At 43.5% G+C, this 17826-nt stretch carries 17 protein-coding genes; 5 read left to right on the forward strand and 12 right to left on the reverse strand.

Annotated elements, in window-relative coordinates; all coding sequences use genetic code 11:
• Positions 1-9 precede the first annotated feature (9 nt).
• The gene (locus AC25CA_RS12600) at positions 10-1155 is read right to left on the reverse strand and encodes a THUMP domain-containing class I SAM-dependent RNA methyltransferase (RefSeq protein WP_486814182.1); all 1146 of its coding nucleotides are present in this window, start codon (positions 1153-1155) and stop codon (positions 10-12) included.
• A gap of 138 nt (positions 1156-1293) precedes the next feature.
• Here AC25CA_RS12600 and AC25CA_RS12605 point away from each other — a divergent pair, with 138 nt between their 5' ends.
• On the forward strand, positions 1294-1656 hold the full coding sequence (locus tag AC25CA_RS12605) for a class II SORL domain-containing protein (RefSeq protein ID WP_486814183.1): 363 nt from the start codon (positions 1294-1296) through the stop codon (positions 1654-1656).
• 71 nt (positions 1657-1727) lie between these two features.
• Here AC25CA_RS12605 and AC25CA_RS12610 read toward each other — a convergent pair whose 3' ends face one another.
• From AC25CA_RS12610 to AC25CA_RS12620, 3 genes are read right to left on the reverse strand one after another with little or no spacing between them, the layout of a single operon-like run.
• The gene (locus AC25CA_RS12610) at positions 1728-2168 is read right to left on the reverse strand and encodes a hypothetical protein (protein WP_486814184.1); all 441 of its coding nucleotides are present in this window, start codon (positions 2166-2168) and stop codon (positions 1728-1730) included.
• Positions 2165-2404 carry a hypothetical protein gene (locus AC25CA_RS12615; RefSeq protein WP_486814185.1) on the reverse strand — a complete coding sequence of 80 codons (240 nt, stop codon included), beginning with the start codon at positions 2402-2404 and terminating at the stop codon, positions 2165-2167. The genes AC25CA_RS12610 and AC25CA_RS12615 overlap by 4 nt, the downstream gene beginning before the upstream one ends.
• A complete protein-coding gene (locus AC25CA_RS12620; protein WP_486814186.1) occupies positions 2401-2715 on the reverse strand; it encodes a hypothetical protein in 315 nt (104 codons plus the stop codon). Before AC25CA_RS12620 ends, AC25CA_RS12615 begins: the two co-directional genes overlap by 4 nt.
• A gap of 246 nt (positions 2716-2961) precedes the next feature.
• On the opposite strand from AC25CA_RS12620, the gene AC25CA_RS12625 reads away from it, so the two are divergent.
• The 4 genes from AC25CA_RS12625 (at position 2962) to AC25CA_RS12640 (ending at position 8295) form a co-directional block, all read left to right on the forward strand.
• Positions 2962-4128, forward strand: coding sequence for an IS110 family RNA-guided transposase (locus tag AC25CA_RS12625; RefSeq protein WP_486814187.1), 1167 nt, complete (start codon positions 2962-2964; stop codon positions 4126-4128).
• A 597-nt stretch (positions 4129-4725) separates the two neighbouring features.
• Positions 4726-5952, forward strand: coding sequence for a tyrosine--tRNA ligase (gene tyrS / locus AC25CA_RS12630; protein ID WP_486814188.1), 1227 nt, complete (start codon positions 4726-4728; stop codon positions 5950-5952).
• 164 nt (positions 5953-6116) lie between these two features.
• Positions 6117-7385: an O-acetylhomoserine aminocarboxypropyltransferase/cysteine synthase family protein gene (locus tag AC25CA_RS12635; RefSeq protein WP_486814189.1), complete on the forward strand. Its 1269-nt coding sequence runs from the start codon at positions 6117-6119 to the stop codon at positions 7383-7385.
• 1 nt (position 7386) lies between these two features.
• Complete coding sequence (locus AC25CA_RS12640; RefSeq protein ID WP_486814190.1) at positions 7387-8295, forward strand: homoserine O-succinyltransferase; 909 nt, start codon at positions 7387-7389, stop codon at positions 8293-8295.
• 35 nt (positions 8296-8330) lie between these two features.
• Here AC25CA_RS12640 and AC25CA_RS12645 read toward each other — a convergent pair whose 3' ends face one another.
• From AC25CA_RS12645 to AC25CA_RS12680, 8 genes are read right to left on the reverse strand one after another with little or no spacing between them, the layout of a single operon-like run.
• On the reverse strand, positions 8331-9371 hold the full coding sequence (locus AC25CA_RS12645; RefSeq protein ID WP_486814191.1) for a glycoside hydrolase family 130 protein: 1041 nt from the start codon (positions 9369-9371) through the stop codon (positions 8331-8333).
• Positions 9368-11008 carry an alpha-amylase family glycosyl hydrolase gene (locus tag AC25CA_RS12650; RefSeq protein WP_486814192.1) on the reverse strand — a complete coding sequence of 547 codons (1641 nt, stop codon included), beginning with the start codon at positions 11006-11008 and terminating at the stop codon, positions 9368-9370. The genes AC25CA_RS12645 and AC25CA_RS12650 overlap by 4 nt, the downstream gene beginning before the upstream one ends.
• Entirely contained in the window at positions 10987-12024 is a 1038-nt protein-coding gene (locus AC25CA_RS12655) for a LacI family DNA-binding transcriptional regulator (protein WP_486814193.1), read from the reverse strand. The genes AC25CA_RS12650 and AC25CA_RS12655 overlap by 22 nt, the downstream gene beginning before the upstream one ends.
• Positions 12025-12037: 13 nt before the next feature.
• On the reverse strand, positions 12038-13387 hold the full coding sequence (locus tag AC25CA_RS12660) for a glycosyltransferase family 4 protein (RefSeq protein WP_486814194.1): 1350 nt from the start codon (positions 13385-13387) through the stop codon (positions 12038-12040).
• 9 nt (positions 13388-13396) lie between these two features.
• Positions 13397-14476 (reverse strand): ABC transporter ATP-binding protein, encoded by a 1080-nt coding sequence (locus AC25CA_RS12665; protein ID WP_486814195.1) that lies wholly within the window; start codon positions 14474-14476, stop codon positions 13397-13399.
• 17 nt (positions 14477-14493) lie between these two features.
• Positions 14494-15546 (reverse strand): carbohydrate ABC transporter permease, encoded by a 1053-nt coding sequence (locus AC25CA_RS12670; protein WP_486814196.1) that lies wholly within the window; start codon positions 15544-15546, stop codon positions 14494-14496.
• Positions 15543-16454 (reverse strand): carbohydrate ABC transporter permease, encoded by a 912-nt coding sequence (locus AC25CA_RS12675; protein ID WP_486814197.1) that lies wholly within the window; start codon positions 16452-16454, stop codon positions 15543-15545. Before AC25CA_RS12675 ends, AC25CA_RS12670 begins: the two co-directional genes overlap by 4 nt.
• Positions 16455-16513: 59 nt before the next feature.
• Positions 16514-17824, reverse strand: coding sequence for an ABC transporter substrate-binding protein (locus AC25CA_RS12680; RefSeq protein ID WP_486814198.1), 1311 nt, complete (start codon positions 17822-17824; stop codon positions 16514-16516).
• Positions 17825-17826: the final 2 nt, after the last annotated feature.

A 17826-nucleotide genomic window follows, 5' to 3' on the forward strand; every position in this document is an offset into this window, starting at 1 on the left:
AGAAGCAAATTACGCTTCTTTTGATTTAACTGGTTTTGGACCCAGGTACTGATAGTAATAGGTCCGAATTCGTCCGTTATACAATTTTCGGTTTCGAAAAGCTTGAATCCCATAAAGTCGTTCAAAACGCTCTTCCCCTGTGATGATATACTTGGACCACGTTGTGAGCTGTTGGAAAGACAAACCCATCTTGCGATACAAGTTTTCTACCTCTTGCTGTTCACCCAATCGCACACCATATGGTGGATTGGTAATAATTACACCATAATCTTCTTGAATATCAACCCCGTCAAACTCTTGAACACCAAACTCAATGCAGTCATCTACACCCGCATCAATGGCATTTTCCTTGGCAATCTCTACCATGCGTGGGTCTCGATCGTAAGCATAAATTTTCAACTCTGTATCGTAATCAATCGCTTGGTAGGCTTTTCGCTTGGCTTCTTTCCATACGGAAGCATCCAATATTGGCCACTCTTCCGCTGCAAAACTTCGGCCCAAACCCGGTGCGATATTCCTTGCGATCATAGCCGCCTCAATAGGAATCGTACCCGATCCGCAAAAAGGATCCAGAAGCACACGGTCCGCCCGCCACACCGATAACTTTACCAATGCCGCCGCCAGAGTTTCCTTCATAGGCGCTTCCCCTTGCGTTTGTCGATAGCCGCGCTTGTGAAGTCCAACACCCGATGTATCCATGGTTAAAGTCGCTCGATCGTTATTGAGGGCAATCTGAATCGAAAAGGGTGCGCCCGATTCTTCAAACCAATCAATTTCATGGTGTTCCTTCATACGATCCACAATGGCTTTCTTCACAATAGACTGACAATCCGACACACTCATCAATTGTGATTTCTGTGCCTTGCCTTTCACATGCATTTTGCCCGTTACTGGAATCCATTTCTCCCAGGGCAATTCACGCGTTCTTCGATACAATTCGTCGAAAGTTAATGCTGTGAACTCTCCCATTAAAACATGAATTCGGTCTGCCGTGCGTAACCAAATATTTGAATCAGGGATGGCTGTAAGATCCCCTTCATACAAAATTCTTCCATTCTCTACTTCTATAATCCGATAGCCACGCGCAAGTATTTCTCGTTTCACAACTGCCTCTAATCCTTGCGGCGCAGTCGCAATTAATTGAATCTTCTCCATCGCCAACCCTCCTAGTCTCTTTCAGTCTTTCATTATATCCTTTCCCCAATCATTCGACAAGAAAACTATTTTACCTGTTTATTCCAATCCATTGCGGGTATCCTCTTTAACGGAAAACAATTTAAGGAGGAAATTACTATGTTGAAAGTACAATCCGGCGATTGGAAAGGTGAAAAACACGTTCCAATCATTCATGCCCCTAAATCAGTAAAAAAAGGCGAGGCCTTTGAACTAAAAGTAACCGTTGGCGACGAGATCGCACATCCAAATACTTTGGAGCATCACATTGCATGGTTCAAAGTATACTTTGTTCCTACAGAAGGTAAATTCCCAGTTGAGATCGGCAACTTCGAGTTCCGTGCTCACGGTGAAGGCGGCGTTTTTGATGAGCCTCATGCAGCAACAAAGGTTAAATTAGACGGCTCTGGCAGCTTCCATGTTATTTCTTACTGCAACATTCATGGAATCTGGGAATCAGAAGCCGACATTACCGTAGAATAAAAAAACCTAATCTATAAGAAAAGCAGGGCTTGTGCCCTGCTTTTTCTATGCCTCTCACTTTTTCAAAACGCTCACTCCACTTTCTTCAACTCAAAATTTTCCACTTCTTCATCCATATCCACAGTTACCGTTACAAGCGCATCCTTTCCGGCTTCCATGCCAACGAAACGTTCAAAAACAAACTGCTTTTCATCAATCCACTCTCCCTTGATTTCCAAAGAGCTTCCCCCCAAGGAACCAGCATCATAGCCCACTTGAAAACGATCCAACGCATTCAAATCAGAGAGTTTTCCTTTATACAGAATTGTCATTTGATAGTATCCATCGGTTTTGACATTTGTGAAATCCCCTTGATCCCGGAAGATCCACTTCCCCTCTCCCACAAGTTCAGCCGTCCATAACTCCGTCTCCCCAATATAAGTGTAGGTGTAGCGTACCACATCCCGATTCCAGACAAAAACAACAATCGTTATTGCTGCAATCGCAAGCAATATAATCCAAAACTTTTTCATGCCGCTCTCCCTTTCAGCCATTCAGCCCGCACCGAGCGAGAAATTAAACCATAAATCACAGCTAAGCCCGCCTCCAGATAGACTTTGGTCCATTCTATGAAATCCGGCAATTTAGACACTTCTGCTACTTCCCGTTCACTTGCTACAGGTGTTTCCGATGAAGCAGGCAATTCTGACTGACAACCTGCCATAAGCAAAACAAAAAATAATCCAAAGAATATAATGATTCGCTTCATTGCTCCTCCATCCGATCTTCCTTAGAGTTTCCTTGAAGCCGTTTAATCGTCTTATAGATTCCAGTCAACAATGTACCGTAAATAACGACGTGCATCATCAAAGGAATAATCGTAAAAAAAACAAATAGGAACTTCATAAATGTTTCATGCTCCCAAAGGCTGGTCCTTGGCATTACAAACTGAGAAAGAATCATGATATAGCAAAAATAAAATGTCAGCATCGCAAATGAAGCAAAAAACAAACGAATTTCTTTGTATGCCCTGCCCCGCCAACAAATCACCATTCCAATAATTCCTGCTATCAGTTCCATGGTTTCCTCCTTGTATAGTGAACTTGTAGTCAAACTACGAGTTCAAGATTTTTTCTTATATACTGAATATAGTGTTGTGGATTGGTGTGTTCTCCTATAGCTTTGACTATTTTTTTAAGGCTCCAACCACATATCTATGTTCTTTTGTTTATGAGTTAGATAACGCTAGACGTTTTATCTCGGGCAAGGATACATAACATAGAATCATGTGGAACCACAACTCAAATAATGAAAGGATGTGTTTTTATGATTTATGTTGGCATCGATGTTGCCAAAGACAAGCACGATTGCTTTATCGTAAACTCGGATGGTGAAGTTATCAAAGATGTTTTTACTTTCAAGAACAATTTGGAAGGTTTCACGCAGTTTTTCTCTGCGATCCCCGATGTTCCTTTGGACAAAATAAAGGTGGGACTAGAAGCTACTGGTCATTACAGCATTAATCTCACGAATTTCATTAGCAATCATCACCTACCACTAGTAATTCTCAATCCGCTTCAAACCAACCTTTTCAGAAAAGCTCAAACGCTTAGAAAAAGCAAAACGGACAAGATCGATGCTAAACTTATCGCTTTAATGTTGCAAACGGGTAACTTCGAATCCCACACAAATTTATCATATCATCTGGCAGAATTAAAGTCACTCACTCGACATAAATCTAGAATTAAAGAAAATCTCTCCAAGTATAAAATTTCACTGGTACGAATGACAGATATTATGTTTCCAGAACTTGCTTCGGTTGTTTATTCGATCAATCAAACGTCGACCTATGCGATTCTAAGAGCTTTCCCGTCTACACAAGCGATTGCTTCTGCTCACCTTACCAAACTCACAACCCTACTGCATCATGCGTCTCATGGCAAATATGGCAAAATTAAGGCACTTGAAATCCGACAAGCTGCGAGAATATCCATTGGCTCTGAGAGCCGTGCACTCAGCTTTGAACTCATCCAGATCGTGCACTTTATCGAATACTACAAGCAAGAAATTGCTCAGATTGATAAAGAGATCAAATCTATCATGGATGAATTGGAAAGCCCGATCCTGAGCTTCCCAGGTATCTCTTATGGATTGGGATCTGTCATCCTAGCTGAGGTTGGCGATATTCGAAGATTCTCTTCTCCAGCTAAGCTGCTAGCCTTTGCTGGTCTGGAGCCCTCCACTCATGAATCAGGAAAATTTGTGGGATCGAACATGAGAATGGTAAAACGCGGGTCACCATATTTGCGATGGGCACTTCTTGAAGCTGCTAGACTCGTTGCTATGAGAGACCAAACTTTTAAAGACTATTATCAGAAAAAGAAAGCTGAAGGTAAGCATCATTATGTTGCTCTGTCTCATGTCGCAAAAAAACTTGTCCGTGTTCTTTACCACATTTTAGTCAATAATCTAACTTTTCAACCTCAAATTTAGTTATACCCATCGTCAATCTCATCCAGGAGTAGTTTGCTACTTCTAATTTGGTGTGCAAATTTTCTTGTTTCAATTCTTATGATAAATTACTCGAATTCTACTTGACTTCATATAGTTAGTCTTGATTTCCATCTATTTCAAGTATATCATTTTTACAATCATTTCAACGTTATTCATTTTAATGACCCTATTAATTCAATTTTCATTTACATATATCTCAACTAGCTTAATTATTGTTTACTAGCTAGGTGGTTTCTCTAATCGTTTGTATAGATTCTAGTGTCCTCTCTTTTGTTTGAATCTAATCCATCCTTGACAATTGTTCTCCCTTTCAGTAAGATGTGGATAGATTCATAGTGCCAGTGAAAGCCAATAGTAGCAACGCAGATTGCTGATAGAGAGTCGATGGGTGGTGAAAATCGATACAAGCTGCGTGAGCCAAGTACATGGTTGGAGGTTCTTTTAGACGTTTCCCTCGTTACGGGTTTGAGGCAGACTTCGGTTTGTAAATAAAGGTGGTACCACGGTTCGATTCGTCCTTTGACGAATGCGAGCTTTTTTTATACAAAATTTTAGAAAATCGAAAGGAGAACAATCATGAAACGAAACGTTTATGACGTATTGATGGAACGCGGATTTATCGAGCAAGTGACTCATGAAACAGAAGTGCGCGAAATGCTTGAAAAGGAGAGTTCCACTTTTTATATTGGCTTTGACGCTACCGCTGACAGCCTTCATGTTGGACACTTTTTAACCATTATGGCTATGGCGCATATGCAACAATACGGCCATCGCCCCATCGCTTTGATCGGTGGAGGAACCACCATGGTGGGTGACCCAACAGGAAAAACAGATATGCGAAAAATGATGACTAAGGAGACCATTGCAGAGAATGCAGAATGCTTCAAAAAGCAATTGTCTCGCTTTATCGATTTTAAAGATGGAAAAGCGATTATGGCAAACAATGCCGACTGGCTGCTGCATCTCAATTACATTGAATTCCTTCGCGAAATTGGCGTACATTTCTCTGTAAACCGCATGCTGAGCGCAGAAAGCTACAAGCAGCGTATGGAGAAAGGCTTGACCTTCTTGGAGTTCAACTACATGATTATGCAGTCTTACGACTTCCTGGAACTCAATCGCAGATACAATTGTAACTTACAATTAGGTGGAAACGATCAATGGTCCAATATCATCGGCGGCGTTAATCTAATCCGCAAGACTGAACAAAAACCAGCCTTTGGCTTAACATTCACTTTGCTAACCAACTCGGAAGGCAAGAAAATGGGCAAAACAGAAGGCGGAGCAGTTTGGCTAGATGCCAACAAAACTTCTCCATACGACTTCTTCCAATACTGGCGAAATGTTGCCGACAACGATGTAGAACGTTGCCTGGCGCTATTAACATTCTTGCCTATGGATGAAGTTAGACGCCTAGGTGCCCTTGAAGATTCCGCCATCAATGAAGCCAAAGAAATCTTGGCTTTTGAAGTGACCAAGAATGTACATGGTGAAGAAGCGGCTACTAAGGCAAGAGAAGCAGCCCGCGCTTTATTTGCCGGTGGCAGCGACAAAACTGATATGCCAACCACACAAATGGATGCGGCACGATTTGAAGAAGGCATTGGCCTCTTGGCTTTGCTGACTGAACTCGGCTTAACAGCATCCAATGGCGAAGCTCGACGATTGGTACAGCAAGGCGGTGTTACCATGAATGATGTCAAGATGACCGACTTCCGTCACACCGTTGTTCAAGCGGACTTTGTCGATGGTGAATTGATCCTGAAAAAAGGGAAGAAGAAATTCCATCGCATCACCCTATAGAATAATGATCAAATAGGACACCGAAATCATTCGGTGTCCTATTTCTTTATGTCATCTGCTCACGGACGATTGTATGAAGTAACCACCTAATTGTCCTTGACCATTTTACGTTTCCGTAATATACTTCTACTAATATCCAAAAATATGATAAGGAGGAGAAATCAATGGCGTACAAAAAAGAAACACAATGTATCCACGGCGGCTATCAACCAAGTGAAGGGGAACCGCAAGTCATGCCCCTCGCACAAAGCACCACCTATCGTTACTACGACAGCGACTTTGTCGGCAAATTATTCGATTTGGAGGCCGAAGGGCATATGTACTCCAGAATTTCGAATCCGACCGTATCCGCAACCGAAAAGAAGATCAACACATTAGAAGGTGGTGTTGGCGCCCTTTGCGTTTCCAGCGGACAGGCAGCTACAACCACAGCCCTTCTGAATATTTGTGAATCCGGCGACCATGTGATCGCTGCCTGCAACATCTATGGCGGCACATACAATCTGCTGGGATTTACCTTTAAAAAGTTTAATATCGATGTGACTTTTATCGAGCCTACGGATTCGAAAGAGGCAATTTTGGCGGCAGCCACACCCAACACCAAGGCGATTTTCACTGAAAGCCTGAGCAATCCATCAACGAGCGTGTTGGATTTTGAAAAATTCTCGGCGATTGCCAAAGAACTGAATGTCCCATTGCTTGTAGATAACACCCTGGCAACCCCCTATCTTTGCCGTCCCTTGGACCATGGTGCTGATATTGTTATTCATTCGGCTACCAAATTCCTAGACGGTCACGCAGCCATCGTTGGCGGTGTAATCATCGATGGTGGAACATTCAACTGGGATAATGGAAAATATCCAAGTTTAGTGGATCCTGATCCGAGCTACCATGGTATTTCTTATACAGAGCAATTCAAGGAAGCGGCCTATATTGTCAAAGCACGAACCCATCTTCTGCGAGATCTGGGCATGACTATGAGCGCTTTCAATGCCTATTGGCTCCATCACTCCATTGAAACCCTGCATGTGCGCATGGATCGCCATTGCGAAAACAGCCAGGCCATTGCTTCATTTTTAGAGGCGCATCCAAATGTTGACTGGGTACGCTACCCCGGTTTAATATCCAGCCCTGATTATGACTTGGCACAAAAATATATACCTAAAGCCGGTGCTGTTATGACCTTCGGTGTCAAGGGCGGCCGTGATGCAGCAGCTGCCTTTATCGACAACCTGAAACTTTGCTCTTTGGTTGTTCATGTAGGAGATTTGCGGACTTCCGTCCTTCATCCAGCCAGCATGACCCATCGACAAATGTCCGCTCAAGCCTTAGAATCCGCTGGCGTCAAGCCTGAAATGGTTCGGATAAGCGTTGGCTTAGAGAATGTTGACGATATCATTGAAGACCTGACACAAGCACTAGAGGAGGTCTAAAATGCCCATTATCGTCCATCGCGACTTGCCTGCCTATCAAACCCTCCTACGGGAGAAGGTTTTTGTTATGCGGGAAGCACGAGCGATCAAGCAGGATATTCGACCCCTTCGCATTGGACTCTTAAATCTAATGCCGACAAAAATTGCAACCGAAACGCAGATCGCACGAATTTTATCCAACACGCCGCTGCAGGTGGAATTGATTTTAATTCAAATGGAGAGTTATCAGCCCAAGAATACGGATGGCACCCATCTGTCGAACTTCTACTGCTCCTTTTCGGATGCCATGAAGATCGGACTCGACGGAATGATCATTACAGGTGCACCGGTAGAGACCCTTCCCTTCGAAAAGGTTGCTTACTGGAAGGAACTTGAGCAAATTATGCAATATGCAGAAGAACAGGTCACCTCGACCTTGCATATCTGCTGGGGTGCCCAGGCAGGCTTGTACTACCATCATGGAATCGATAAGCAGGCTCTTTCAAAAAAACGGTTTGGTGTATTCAGCCACCGTGTTGCAGATCCAACCTGTCTTTTGTTCCGTGGCTTTGATGACCGCTATGCCTGTCCCCATTCCAGGCATACAGAAGTCCCCCTTGAAGCGATTCAAGCGAACGAACACCTTCGGGTCTTGTCAGTCTCCGATGAAGCGGGTGTCAACATCGTCAGCACGACGAATCTCAATCAGATTTATGTCTTCGGTCATATGGAATATGACGCCGATACCTTGCGTTCCGAATATCAACGCGACATCGACAAGGGCATGAAAATTGATGTGCCTGCTCACTATTTTGTAAACGATGATCCCTCTCAAGAGGTAATCGTTAATTGGCGAAGCACAGCCCATCTATTCTACGCCAATTGGCTGAATCTCGTTTACCAAAAGACCCCATATGTTTTAACACCATAAAAAAAGAGCTTGATGTCTTTGACATCAGGCTCTTTCTATATCCACATTTTTCTCAGTTCCTCGCGATCAAATACTGCAACGGCTGTTGAGGTATCCGCGCAGCCGTAGTAAATCCAGATTTCATCCTTTCTTTCCACGAGTCCACAGGTAAAAACAACATTGCCGTAAAATCCTTTCAACTCAAATTCCGCCTGAGGTATTAATATCGGCTCTTCTACAATTTTTACGATCTTTCTGGGATCATCCCGATCTAGCACGGCAATACCTAAGACATATCGATTGGATTCGTCCGCACCGTGGAAAACCTCGATCCAGCCCTCTTTGGTTTCAAAGGGCGGCGCCCCCGCGCCAAATCGTTTCATATTCTGCCAGCCTTCCCCCACCCCAAAGAGATGATGGTGCTGGCCCCAATGCACCCCATCTGGCGAAAATGCACACCAGATATCTGGTGTTCCAATCCCCTTAGGCACCGGGCGATGGAGACAGACATATTGATCATTGATCTTCTTTGGAAACAAGCAAACATCCTTGTTCTCCGGTGGAAGAATAAGGCCGTGCCTCTTAAAGTCACGAAAATTTTTAGTTGTCATAAGAGCCGGCGTTGGTCCCGCCTGTGAAACCGACGTATAGGTGATCCAATAGGTATCATCCACCCTTGCAATGCGAGGATCTTCGATCCCCCAACTCTCCATTTCCCCTTTAGGAAACAAGTCGGGATGCGTGTCAATTTGAAAATGAATTCCATCAACACTTCGAGCAATTCGAAGATGGGAAAGACTCGTCAAATATAGGGTTTTGCCGGTAACCGCTTCCTTGACACCACGGGGATCCGATAGATCATATTGGGGATTGGATTGATCCAACCATTTTACGGTGACTTTTCCATCCTCCATCACAACAACACCACGCTTGCCCGCTTCTTGTTTGGGACTTTCTGCAACGCGAAGCAAAAGAATGATCTCCTCGCCAAGTGTACAGACACCGGCATTAAACACACAATCCACCTGCAGGTCAACTTGAGAAGGACTCAAATCTTTGGGTGTAATCAATAAGACTCTACGTTTTGGCTGAATCATTTCTCCCTCCCTACAATCCATCGTCCCTCAAAAGGGTGTAATTGGTCTACATATTCATTCCCAATCAAGTCAATTCCAGAATCTTCTTCCGATAGATTCATTGCCAAATGACTCATATTGACAAAACAGCTGATGCTACCGCTTCCATCCAAGGCAGTACGCTTGATTTTCAGCAGAGAATCCAAAACAAAAACTTCTTGTTTCGCCTGGGGATGAAAGGCCAGCTGCTGCGCTCTCACTTGAAATAATCTCTTCATCGTATCCAACCAATTCCTTTGTCTATTATCTAATGGCATTGAAATTGCCTTGCGATTGATGGAACGATTCATGCCTATTCTTTTCTTTTCATCCAATTGATTCTCGCTGGCAAATAAACTGTGATAGTAGATGCCCGGTATCCCAGCCAAACTTAATAGAATCATATGGGCCGATTTAAATTTGTTTATAGTCCATAGCTCAGGCTCTTCTGGCGCCTTCAGCATGCTGTAATAGGTGATATTCAACTCATAAGGCGAGCGGCTGCCATCAGCATTGATCTTCTCATTAACCGCCCCTCCCCTTTCAAGGGCAGACTTGGCCAAGGCTTCAATCTCGCTGACAGACAATATTCCAATCAATGGACGCATGCCAATGCCGTCATGGGTTGCCAATACATGAAAATATCCCGTGTCTTCCCGAGGCACACTCAGCGTCTTCAGATAACTGCCAAGAGCTTTCGCCGATTCTGTTAAAAAGCCATGGGCCACCAGTCCAGAAAGGGCAAAATTATAAATCAAGTGTGCTTCCGGTTCTGAATCACCAAAGTATAGCAAATTCTCCGATTGTGGCACATTGGTCTCCGACAATAGAATCACATCGGCCCCAAGCAAGTCCAAATAGCTTCGCATGGCGCAAATCCACCGATGCGCCTCTGGTAAATTCAACGAACTTCGCTTGGGATCTTTCCACCCGTGCCCAATCGCATCAAGTCGAATCCCCCTTGCGCCCTTCTCGGCGTAAAACCGCAAGAGTTGAGCTAGGGCGACAAAAACCTCTGGAGAAGAAAAATCTAAATCCGCCTGATCCTCGCTAAAGGTTGTCCACACCCACTTCTCTCCCTCTGACGTTTCAAAGGGAGTCAGCAAAGGATGGGTGCGAGGACGAGTAACAGATGAAACATCAGTCTCTTTGGGAAGGTCTAGATAAAAGGAAGCATAGGCGGGATCCCCCCTCTTCCATCCAATAAACCATGGATGGGAGACCGATGTATGATTAATAACTGCATCAAAAAAAAGCGAAAAAGAATCTTTCATGGATTCAATTTCGCTCCAGCTCCCCAAATCCGATCTTACCTGGCGGTAATCGGAGACAGAAAAACCATCATCCGAAGTGAATGGGAAGAAAGGGAGGAGGTGAACCCAAGAAAGGGTTCCCTCCAATTCCCTTTGTAAAAAGGATGTTAAACTTGCAAGGGGCAATAGCCCCGAAGAACCAATACTATCACCGTAAGTAATCAGCGCCATGCTTGATTCATCCCATAAAACAGAAGGCAAGGCTTTTTCTATCGGTTCAAAGGATAGGCGAGCAAGAATGGTTTCCGCCCCATCGCTCCCATATAATTCATTTAAGATATTCCTTAAAAGTTCTTGTCTATCCATGCTCGTGTCGTCGATTGGCGAACCTTCAATTCTGGATCAAAGATTACATGCTCACCTCGACCTACCTCCCCGTTCTCAATTTGTTCATTCAACAGACGAATGGCTTCCACCGCCATTTTTTCAGGAAATTGATTAATCGAACTGAGAGGGGGGTGAGAAAATTGCGCCATGGGAATATCATCAATCCCCAGCACAGCAATATCCTGCGGAATTTTTAAACCCTTTTCATAGATAGCATGATAAACCCCCATCGCCCGCATATCTCCAGATACAAACACTGCATCTGGCCACTGATCTGTCGATAGAATTTCCTTCATCTTGTCATAAGCGGTTTCCGGATTGATAATTCCATAATCAATCGGAATCACTTTCATCTTTTTCGCTTTAAGTGCATCCAAATAACCTTTGCTTCGATCCTCATTAACCGTATAATTCTTCGACCCCAAAAAGAATCGAATCTTCTTGTATCCTTGTTGAATCAAATGTTCCGCTCCCATATATCCAGCACGGTAGTTGTCTAAATTCACATAAGACGACTCCGAATTATGCTTGTCTTTTCCGACAACAACAAATGGTATTTGTTTCTCAATTAAGTAGGTCAAGCGTTCATCTACATCTTTGGTATCGAATATCACAGCTCCGTCTGCATAACCATTGGTCAACAAATAAAAACCATCATGCTGATCTTCCTTGATCCGATCTGCATTAGACTGGGAAACAATCATCTTATATCCCAATTTTCTTGCTTCTTCATTGAGGTATTGAATGGTTACATTATGAAATTCTCCCAAAAAAGCATTGTCCTTTTCGCTAACAAAAGCAAAAAGAATTCCTGTTTTTTTGTTTCGCAAGGATTGTGCCAAAAGATTGACGCGAAACCCTGTTTCTTCAACGACTTCTAATACGCGCTTGCGCGTTCGATCGCTTACATTTTCATCTTGATTGATGACTCGTGAAACCGTTCGGGCAGACACCCCGGCTATTTTTGCGACATCTTTAATTGTAATTGGCGCCATCCCGTCACCCCTTTCATTCTTGCATCAATTGTATCAATATTTTCCTTAAATTGGTATGAGAAAACGTTCGGCTTCCAATTGCGAAATTTCGATCACACATCTCACGATATTTTTTTTGATTTGTTAAGCATTCAAGAATCTCTTTTGCCACCATTTCATGCCTTAGCGGTTCTACCCAAGCCATGCCAGCCTCGTCTATTTGATACTCATCTCCAAGGGATATCGTCTCAAATCCGGCTGCTTCAATATCTGATTTATAAACTGCGTATTCAAAAATCAAAATCGGTTTCTTTGCAAATACCCCTTCCAAGAATTGATTGCCCCACCCTTCCCAAATACTGGGATAGGTGATGAAATCAGCAAATACATAAGCATCCCACAGAGAATACACCTTGTGCGCTTCTGTATGGGTACGGGAATGGTCGACCCACTCTCCTATCCAACGAAGAGCGACTCCCTTGTCTTTGGCTCGCGCCACTAAACGCTTCTCATATCCATCATCAGACTCAATCATACCTGGCAACACAAGGACAATTTTTGAATCTGCTTGAAAAATCCGTCCATCATAAAGGGCTTTCCCCACCCAGTCTTTTCTAAATCTTTCTTGATTTAAAACTGCAATCTGATCAATTGCCAATTCAATCGCCTTGCGATTGGTGACCCGCGTCGCTTGCAAGAAAATTACATCTTGGGGACGAAGTCCTAGTTTTTCCTTAAAATCTTGATTATAGGCATCAACACACCACGCCTCCCCTTCAAAATCGAATACATTCGGCACCACTGTTGAGTCGTACCCCTTCCGCTTTCTCAAGGATTCTTGAGCAATATGATTGATCACCACATGACGGTAACCTTGGTCTGCAGGGGGATATAGCTCTTCGAGCAGGTCCGCAACGCCTTTGCAGGTTGGTTTTGAAAAGTTGGCTCGCTCCCAAAAAAAATCATGATGATGGCAAATGACAGCTAGCTTTAACTTTTCAATTACCCGTTTTAAAGCGAGGGCTGTGGGCAAACTCCTTCCAATGGAAAAGATATTATTGGGGATGACCATTTCAATTCCAAGTGATTGAAAAATACGCGTGAATCGATTTTCAAGCCTATCGGCGGCTTTTTCTATTGCCGCCATCAATTCTATTTCATTCTTATATTCATTGAAAGCCACATAGGCATTTCGTTCGATGCGCAAATCTTCTTCGTATCGATATCCGAGTTCTGGAATCACATAGCCTTCCGTGGTTCCCGAACTTCCCGCAATCATAAATACCTCGTGCCCCATCTCTTCAAGAATTTCTTTCCACTTATCCATTTCCAAAGAAACTCCGTCGGTCTCTCCAATTCGATAATGACATAATGCAATTCTCATGGCGACCTCCTATCTGTCCAAACGCTCTCCAGTTTCAGAATCAAAGAAATGGTAATGACCAGATTTTAACCGCAATCGAAATGGTTGATCAATCTTCAGACCAATATCGGGGCTCACAGACAACTTCATCCGTTGTTCCCCAATCTGAGCCAGAATAATATTATGAGATCCCTGCGGCTCAATCAAGCGACAGATTGCCTCTATAGGCGCCTCCTCCATCACATCAATATTCTCTGGTCGAACACCCAATAAAACGGTTTTCCCTTCAAACCCCGCCAGACTTGGATGATTGGCTGTAAAATCCAAATGATCGCCCTTCAACCGATATCCGTCTTCTTCCTTGGCTCCTACCGTTACACTCAAGAAATTGGTCGGTGGCGTCCCGATAAAATCAGCCACAAAACGATTAGCGCTATTGTGATACACCTCGTCGGGTGTACCAATTTGAATAATGGCGCCATCCTTCATAATCACAATCCGATCGGCCAGACTCATTGCCTCTGACTGATCGTGGGTGACAAATACGGTTGTTGCTCCAGTTCTGCGATGGATTTCTTTTAAATCCGTCCGCATCTGCACCCGAAGCTTGGCATCGAGATTGCTTAGGGGCTCATCCATTAAGAATACCTGGGGACGAACGGCGATAGCTCTCGCCACAGCGACACGTTGCTGCTGACCTCCTGACAGTTGATCTGGATAGCGATCAAGAAGACTCTCAATCCCAGAAAGTTCTGCCACCTCTTTTACGCGCTCATTCATTTCCTTTTTATCCATTTTCTTTATCTTCAAGGCATAGGCGATATTTTCAAATACTGTCATATGCGGCCAGACGGCATAATTCTGAAAAATCATGCTGACATTTCGTTTTCTTGGCGGCAAGTCACCCACGCTTTGCCCATTGATCAAGACTTGACCTTCGGTGATTTCTTCTAGGCCTGCAATCATTCTCATGGTTGTGGTTTTCCCGCAACCCGAAGGACCTAATAAGACGAGAAACTCTCCGTCATGCACCGTTAAATCAATGCCTTTTACCGCTTCAACTTTACGGTTATATACTTTCTTTAATCGTTTTAATTCTACAGTAGCCATTTCATCCTCCTCTCAGCCTAAACGCTGACATCTCCCCACATTTGATTGATATATTTTCTTATGATAAAGGTAAAGATCAGGGTCGGAATCGCCATGGCAATACCGCCTGCAGCCGTTAGATTAACTTGACCCGTCGAGCCATACAAGGCTTGATAGACAACAACCGCAAAGGTTGGCTTGAATTGTGTCAAGATGAGTGCTGAAATAGTTTCGTTCCATGCGCCCAAAAAGGCATACATCGAACTTGCTGCAAGCCCTGGCAAGGCCAAAGGCAGGGTAATATTGACAAAGGTACGCAACTTCGAAGCGCCAAATACCTGAGCTGCCTCCTCTAATTCTACTGGAATCCCTAAAAAAATAGAGGTTGTAATCCAGGTTGTCAAGGCAATCGATCCAATGGCATAAACCAGAGATAAGCCAAGGGGTTGATCATATAAACCCATATTGGCAAGAATAATCACCATCGGCATGGCAATAGCAACGCCGGGAAACATACGGACAAAAAGAATACTGAACTTCAATGTATGCTTTCCCTTAAATCGGTATCGCGCCAGTGTATATCCCGCTGTGCCTCCGATACTCAATGAAATCAGGATGGTAATAAAGGCAATCTGAATACTTCGAATCAAGGCTGGAATTGCATCCCGAGTCACCTGAAAGAAGGTTTTATAGTTATGTAAAACGTCCTTTCTCGCTTTAAAAACCACCTGACTTTGGGTCAGCAAAAGACTCGACTTTTCTTCCAATTCTTCCGGTGTAAAATTCAGGCTTAAATTGGTTCGCATATAAGTCGACATCTTCTTAAAATCACTTGTATCCAGTAAGGTTTCATAATCATGATTCCGCTTGTCGTAGATACTTAGCAAGACGCCCCGGTCTCCACTTTCCAATTTAATCTCTGATCGCAATTCAGGAAAAAGAGGCAAGGGATATTGGTAAGCTTCCCTTGTTGACAAAAAAGATATCGAAAAGATGAAGTATACAGGAACCAAAATCGTAAAGATGATTGCAACACTGATAATATATATCGTTGCAAGATTGGCCTTTTTTTTCATTGATTTTAGATTCATGATCTTTCACCCCCGTTCTTCCTGCCAAAAGCACCCGACACCTTCAGATACATGACCGCAACAATGGTAATAATCACGGCTATGACAACGGAATAAGTTGATGACATTCGAAAACTGTTGGTTAAATTTGGTACCTCTTCGCTGTAGTAGATAACCCGTGACAAAAGCACAGGCACCCTGCCAAAACCAAAGAGCATAACAATGGTCAACCAGATCTGAAGAGCAGAGATTAATCGTAAAATCACAGCGGTTTGAATGGTTGGTCTCAGCATGGGCATAGTAATCCGCCTCAGTGTTTTCCATCGGTTTGCTCCGAATACATAAGAGGCTTCCATCATTTCCTTTGGCAAGCCCTGAAGCCCTGCCAATAGAATAATCATCATGGATGGAATCACCTGCCACGCATCGATCAAAATAATTAAAAGCAAATTCTTGAACCGACTCTCCCCCGATAGAAAAATAATTTTTTCTCCAATATCCAAAAAACCAATATAAGTCAAAAAGCTGTTCACCCATCCGTGGGTGGTAAATCCAGTCTTCCACATAGCACCCAGCGCCACCGGCGCTAAAGCCATGGGAATCATGGCGATAAACAAAAGAATACCCGACCCCTTAAATTTGCGATTAATCAACAGGGCTAAAGCCATGGCGGCAACAAATTCTAGGGTAACAGAAAAAATAACGATAATGGCTGTATTCTGAGCAGCTGGAATAAAGGTTGGGTCCTCTAATACCAGCCGAAAATTTTCTAAACTAAGTCGCCCGGTCGCATCGGTGATACTAAACAAAAAGGTCCGAAATACCGGTCGGATCCAAAATAATACGTAATAAATTAATGCTGGCGCAACAAGTAGATAGGGACCGACTTGATTCCAATTTCGACGTTTACTAGTCTGTTCCTTTGACATGATCTCTCACTCCCTCGACAAAGCAAAGCCACCAGGATCACCCTGGTGGCCCCATCTTCTTATTTCCTCAATGCATCCATTTCTGCGCTAGCAGCATCAAGCATTGCTTGATCCACATTGCCTTTTAAAACCATATCTTCAAACAGATTGTCAAATACTTGTTTTACAGCACCCCAGTCTTGGAAATCGCCGCCTGGCACGCCAGACACAATACCATTTTCCAATACCAACAATGCTTTTGAAATAACTTCGTCAGTTGGTTCATTCCCCAAAAACTCAAGTGCTTCTTCAACAGGTGGAATAAATCCACCGGTACCCTTAGAAAGTTTCAACTGAATATCCGGTCGTGTGATGTACTCTAGGAAGGTTTCTGCCAATTCAGGGTTTGGCGCACCTTTCATAATTGCAAAGCCTGATGTTCCGGCAATCGAACCAATACCTGCTGGTCCTGCTGGTGCTGGTGCCAAAACATATTTTGTTTCATTGGAGCTATACACTTCACCCGCTCGGGCATTATGGAATACAGTCAACCATGCTTCTTCCCTTTTCATTGGGTCAATGCAATTGTCAATATTCAAAACAGTTGGAATATATCCATCTGCTGCGCCGATTTTTGCAAGAATTTTCCATGCTTCAACCGCTTCTGGCGTATTGATTTCTGGGAATCCCGCTCCGTAAGAAAGTGCTGTCGCACCAAACTGATAGACAAAGGATTTCATTGGAACACCGGTTACAACAGTTTTTCCTTCCCCTTCGCCTTCTGCAATATTAACTGCCCAATCCGCATACTGTTCCCAAGTCAAACTATCAATGTTCGCACCTTCTGGTAAGTAAGGAAGTGCTTTTTTATTTGCCAATGTCAAATAAACGTCTGCGCCAACAGGGATAAAGTATTGCATCCCATTCATGTTGGTGTTGGCTTCAAATGTTTTTGCAAAGTGACGATCATCCCAAGTACCAATCAAGCTTGTCATGTCGGTTACATAACCGTTGTTGATCCAGTCCGGCATGTTAGCAACATAGGCAATAATTACGTCCGTAGTTACATGATCAGTTTCTTGTTGTACTTGTGCACGCTGCAACATGGTCGTATCGTCCATGACCTGAAAGTTGATTTTTACACCATGCTCTTCTTCGAATGGTTTCAAAATCTCATTAATGACAAATTCCTGTTCTGTCGGTACACTCCATAATCGTGAAGACAACACCAAGGTATTATTTACTGGCACTTCAACAATCTTCTCCTCAATGATCACCTCTGGTTCCACAGCTGGTTCTTCTGCTGCAGGCTCTGCCGGTGTACACCCCGCCAACAAGGCAATACTCGTTAGCATTAAGACCAAAAACAGTGCAATTCTTTTCCTTTTCACAA

The organism is Gottschalkiaceae bacterium SANA (genome assembly GCA_036323355.1).
Classification (GTDB): domain Bacteria; phylum Bacillota; class Clostridia; order Tissierellales; family GPF-1; genus GPF-1.

Coding starts and splice junctions, on each gene's coding strand:
- AC25CA_RS12600 (WP_486814182.1), bottom strand. CDS start 1,155: ATGGAGAAGATTCAATTAATTGCGACTGCGCCGCAAGGATTAGAGGCA.
- AC25CA_RS12605 (WP_486814183.1), top strand. CDS start 1,294: ATGTTGAAAGTACAATCCGGCGATTGGAAAGGTGAAAAACACGTTCCA.
- AC25CA_RS12610 (WP_486814184.1), bottom strand. CDS start 2,168: ATGAAAAAGTTTTGGATTATATTGCTTGCGATTGCAGCAATAACGATT.
- AC25CA_RS12615 (WP_486814185.1), bottom strand. CDS start 2,404: ATGAAGCGAATCATTATATTCTTTGGATTATTTTTTGTTTTGCTTATG.
- AC25CA_RS12620 (WP_486814186.1), bottom strand. CDS start 2,715: ATGGAACTGATAGCAGGAATTATTGGAATGGTGATTTGTTGGCGGGGC.
- AC25CA_RS12625 (WP_486814187.1), top strand. CDS start 2,962: ATGATTTATGTTGGCATCGATGTTGCCAAAGACAAGCACGATTGCTTT.
- tyrS (WP_486814188.1), top strand. CDS start 4,726: ATGAAACGAAACGTTTATGACGTATTGATGGAACGCGGATTTATCGAG.
- AC25CA_RS12635 (WP_486814189.1), top strand. CDS start 6,117: ATGGCGTACAAAAAAGAAACACAATGTATCCACGGCGGCTATCAACCA.
- AC25CA_RS12640 (WP_486814190.1), top strand. CDS start 7,387: ATGCCCATTATCGTCCATCGCGACTTGCCTGCCTATCAAACCCTCCTA.
- AC25CA_RS12645 (WP_486814191.1), bottom strand. CDS start 9,371: ATGATTCAGCCAAAACGTAGAGTCTTATTGATTACACCCAAAGATTTG.
- AC25CA_RS12650 (WP_486814192.1), bottom strand. CDS start 11,008: ATGGATAGACAAGAACTTTTAAGGAATATCTTAAATGAATTATATGGG.
- AC25CA_RS12655 (WP_486814193.1), bottom strand. CDS start 12,024: ATGGCGCCAATTACAATTAAAGATGTCGCAAAAATAGCCGGGGTGTCT.
- AC25CA_RS12660 (WP_486814194.1), bottom strand. CDS start 13,387: ATGAGAATTGCATTATGTCATTATCGAATTGGAGAGACCGACGGAGTT.
- AC25CA_RS12665 (WP_486814195.1), bottom strand. CDS start 14,476: ATGGCTACTGTAGAATTAAAACGATTAAAGAAAGTATATAACCGTAAA.
- AC25CA_RS12670 (WP_486814196.1), bottom strand. CDS start 15,546: ATGAATCTAAAATCAATGAAAAAAAAGGCCAATCTTGCAACGATATAT.
- AC25CA_RS12675 (WP_486814197.1), bottom strand. CDS start 16,454: ATGTCAAAGGAACAGACTAGTAAACGTCGAAATTGGAATCAAGTCGGT.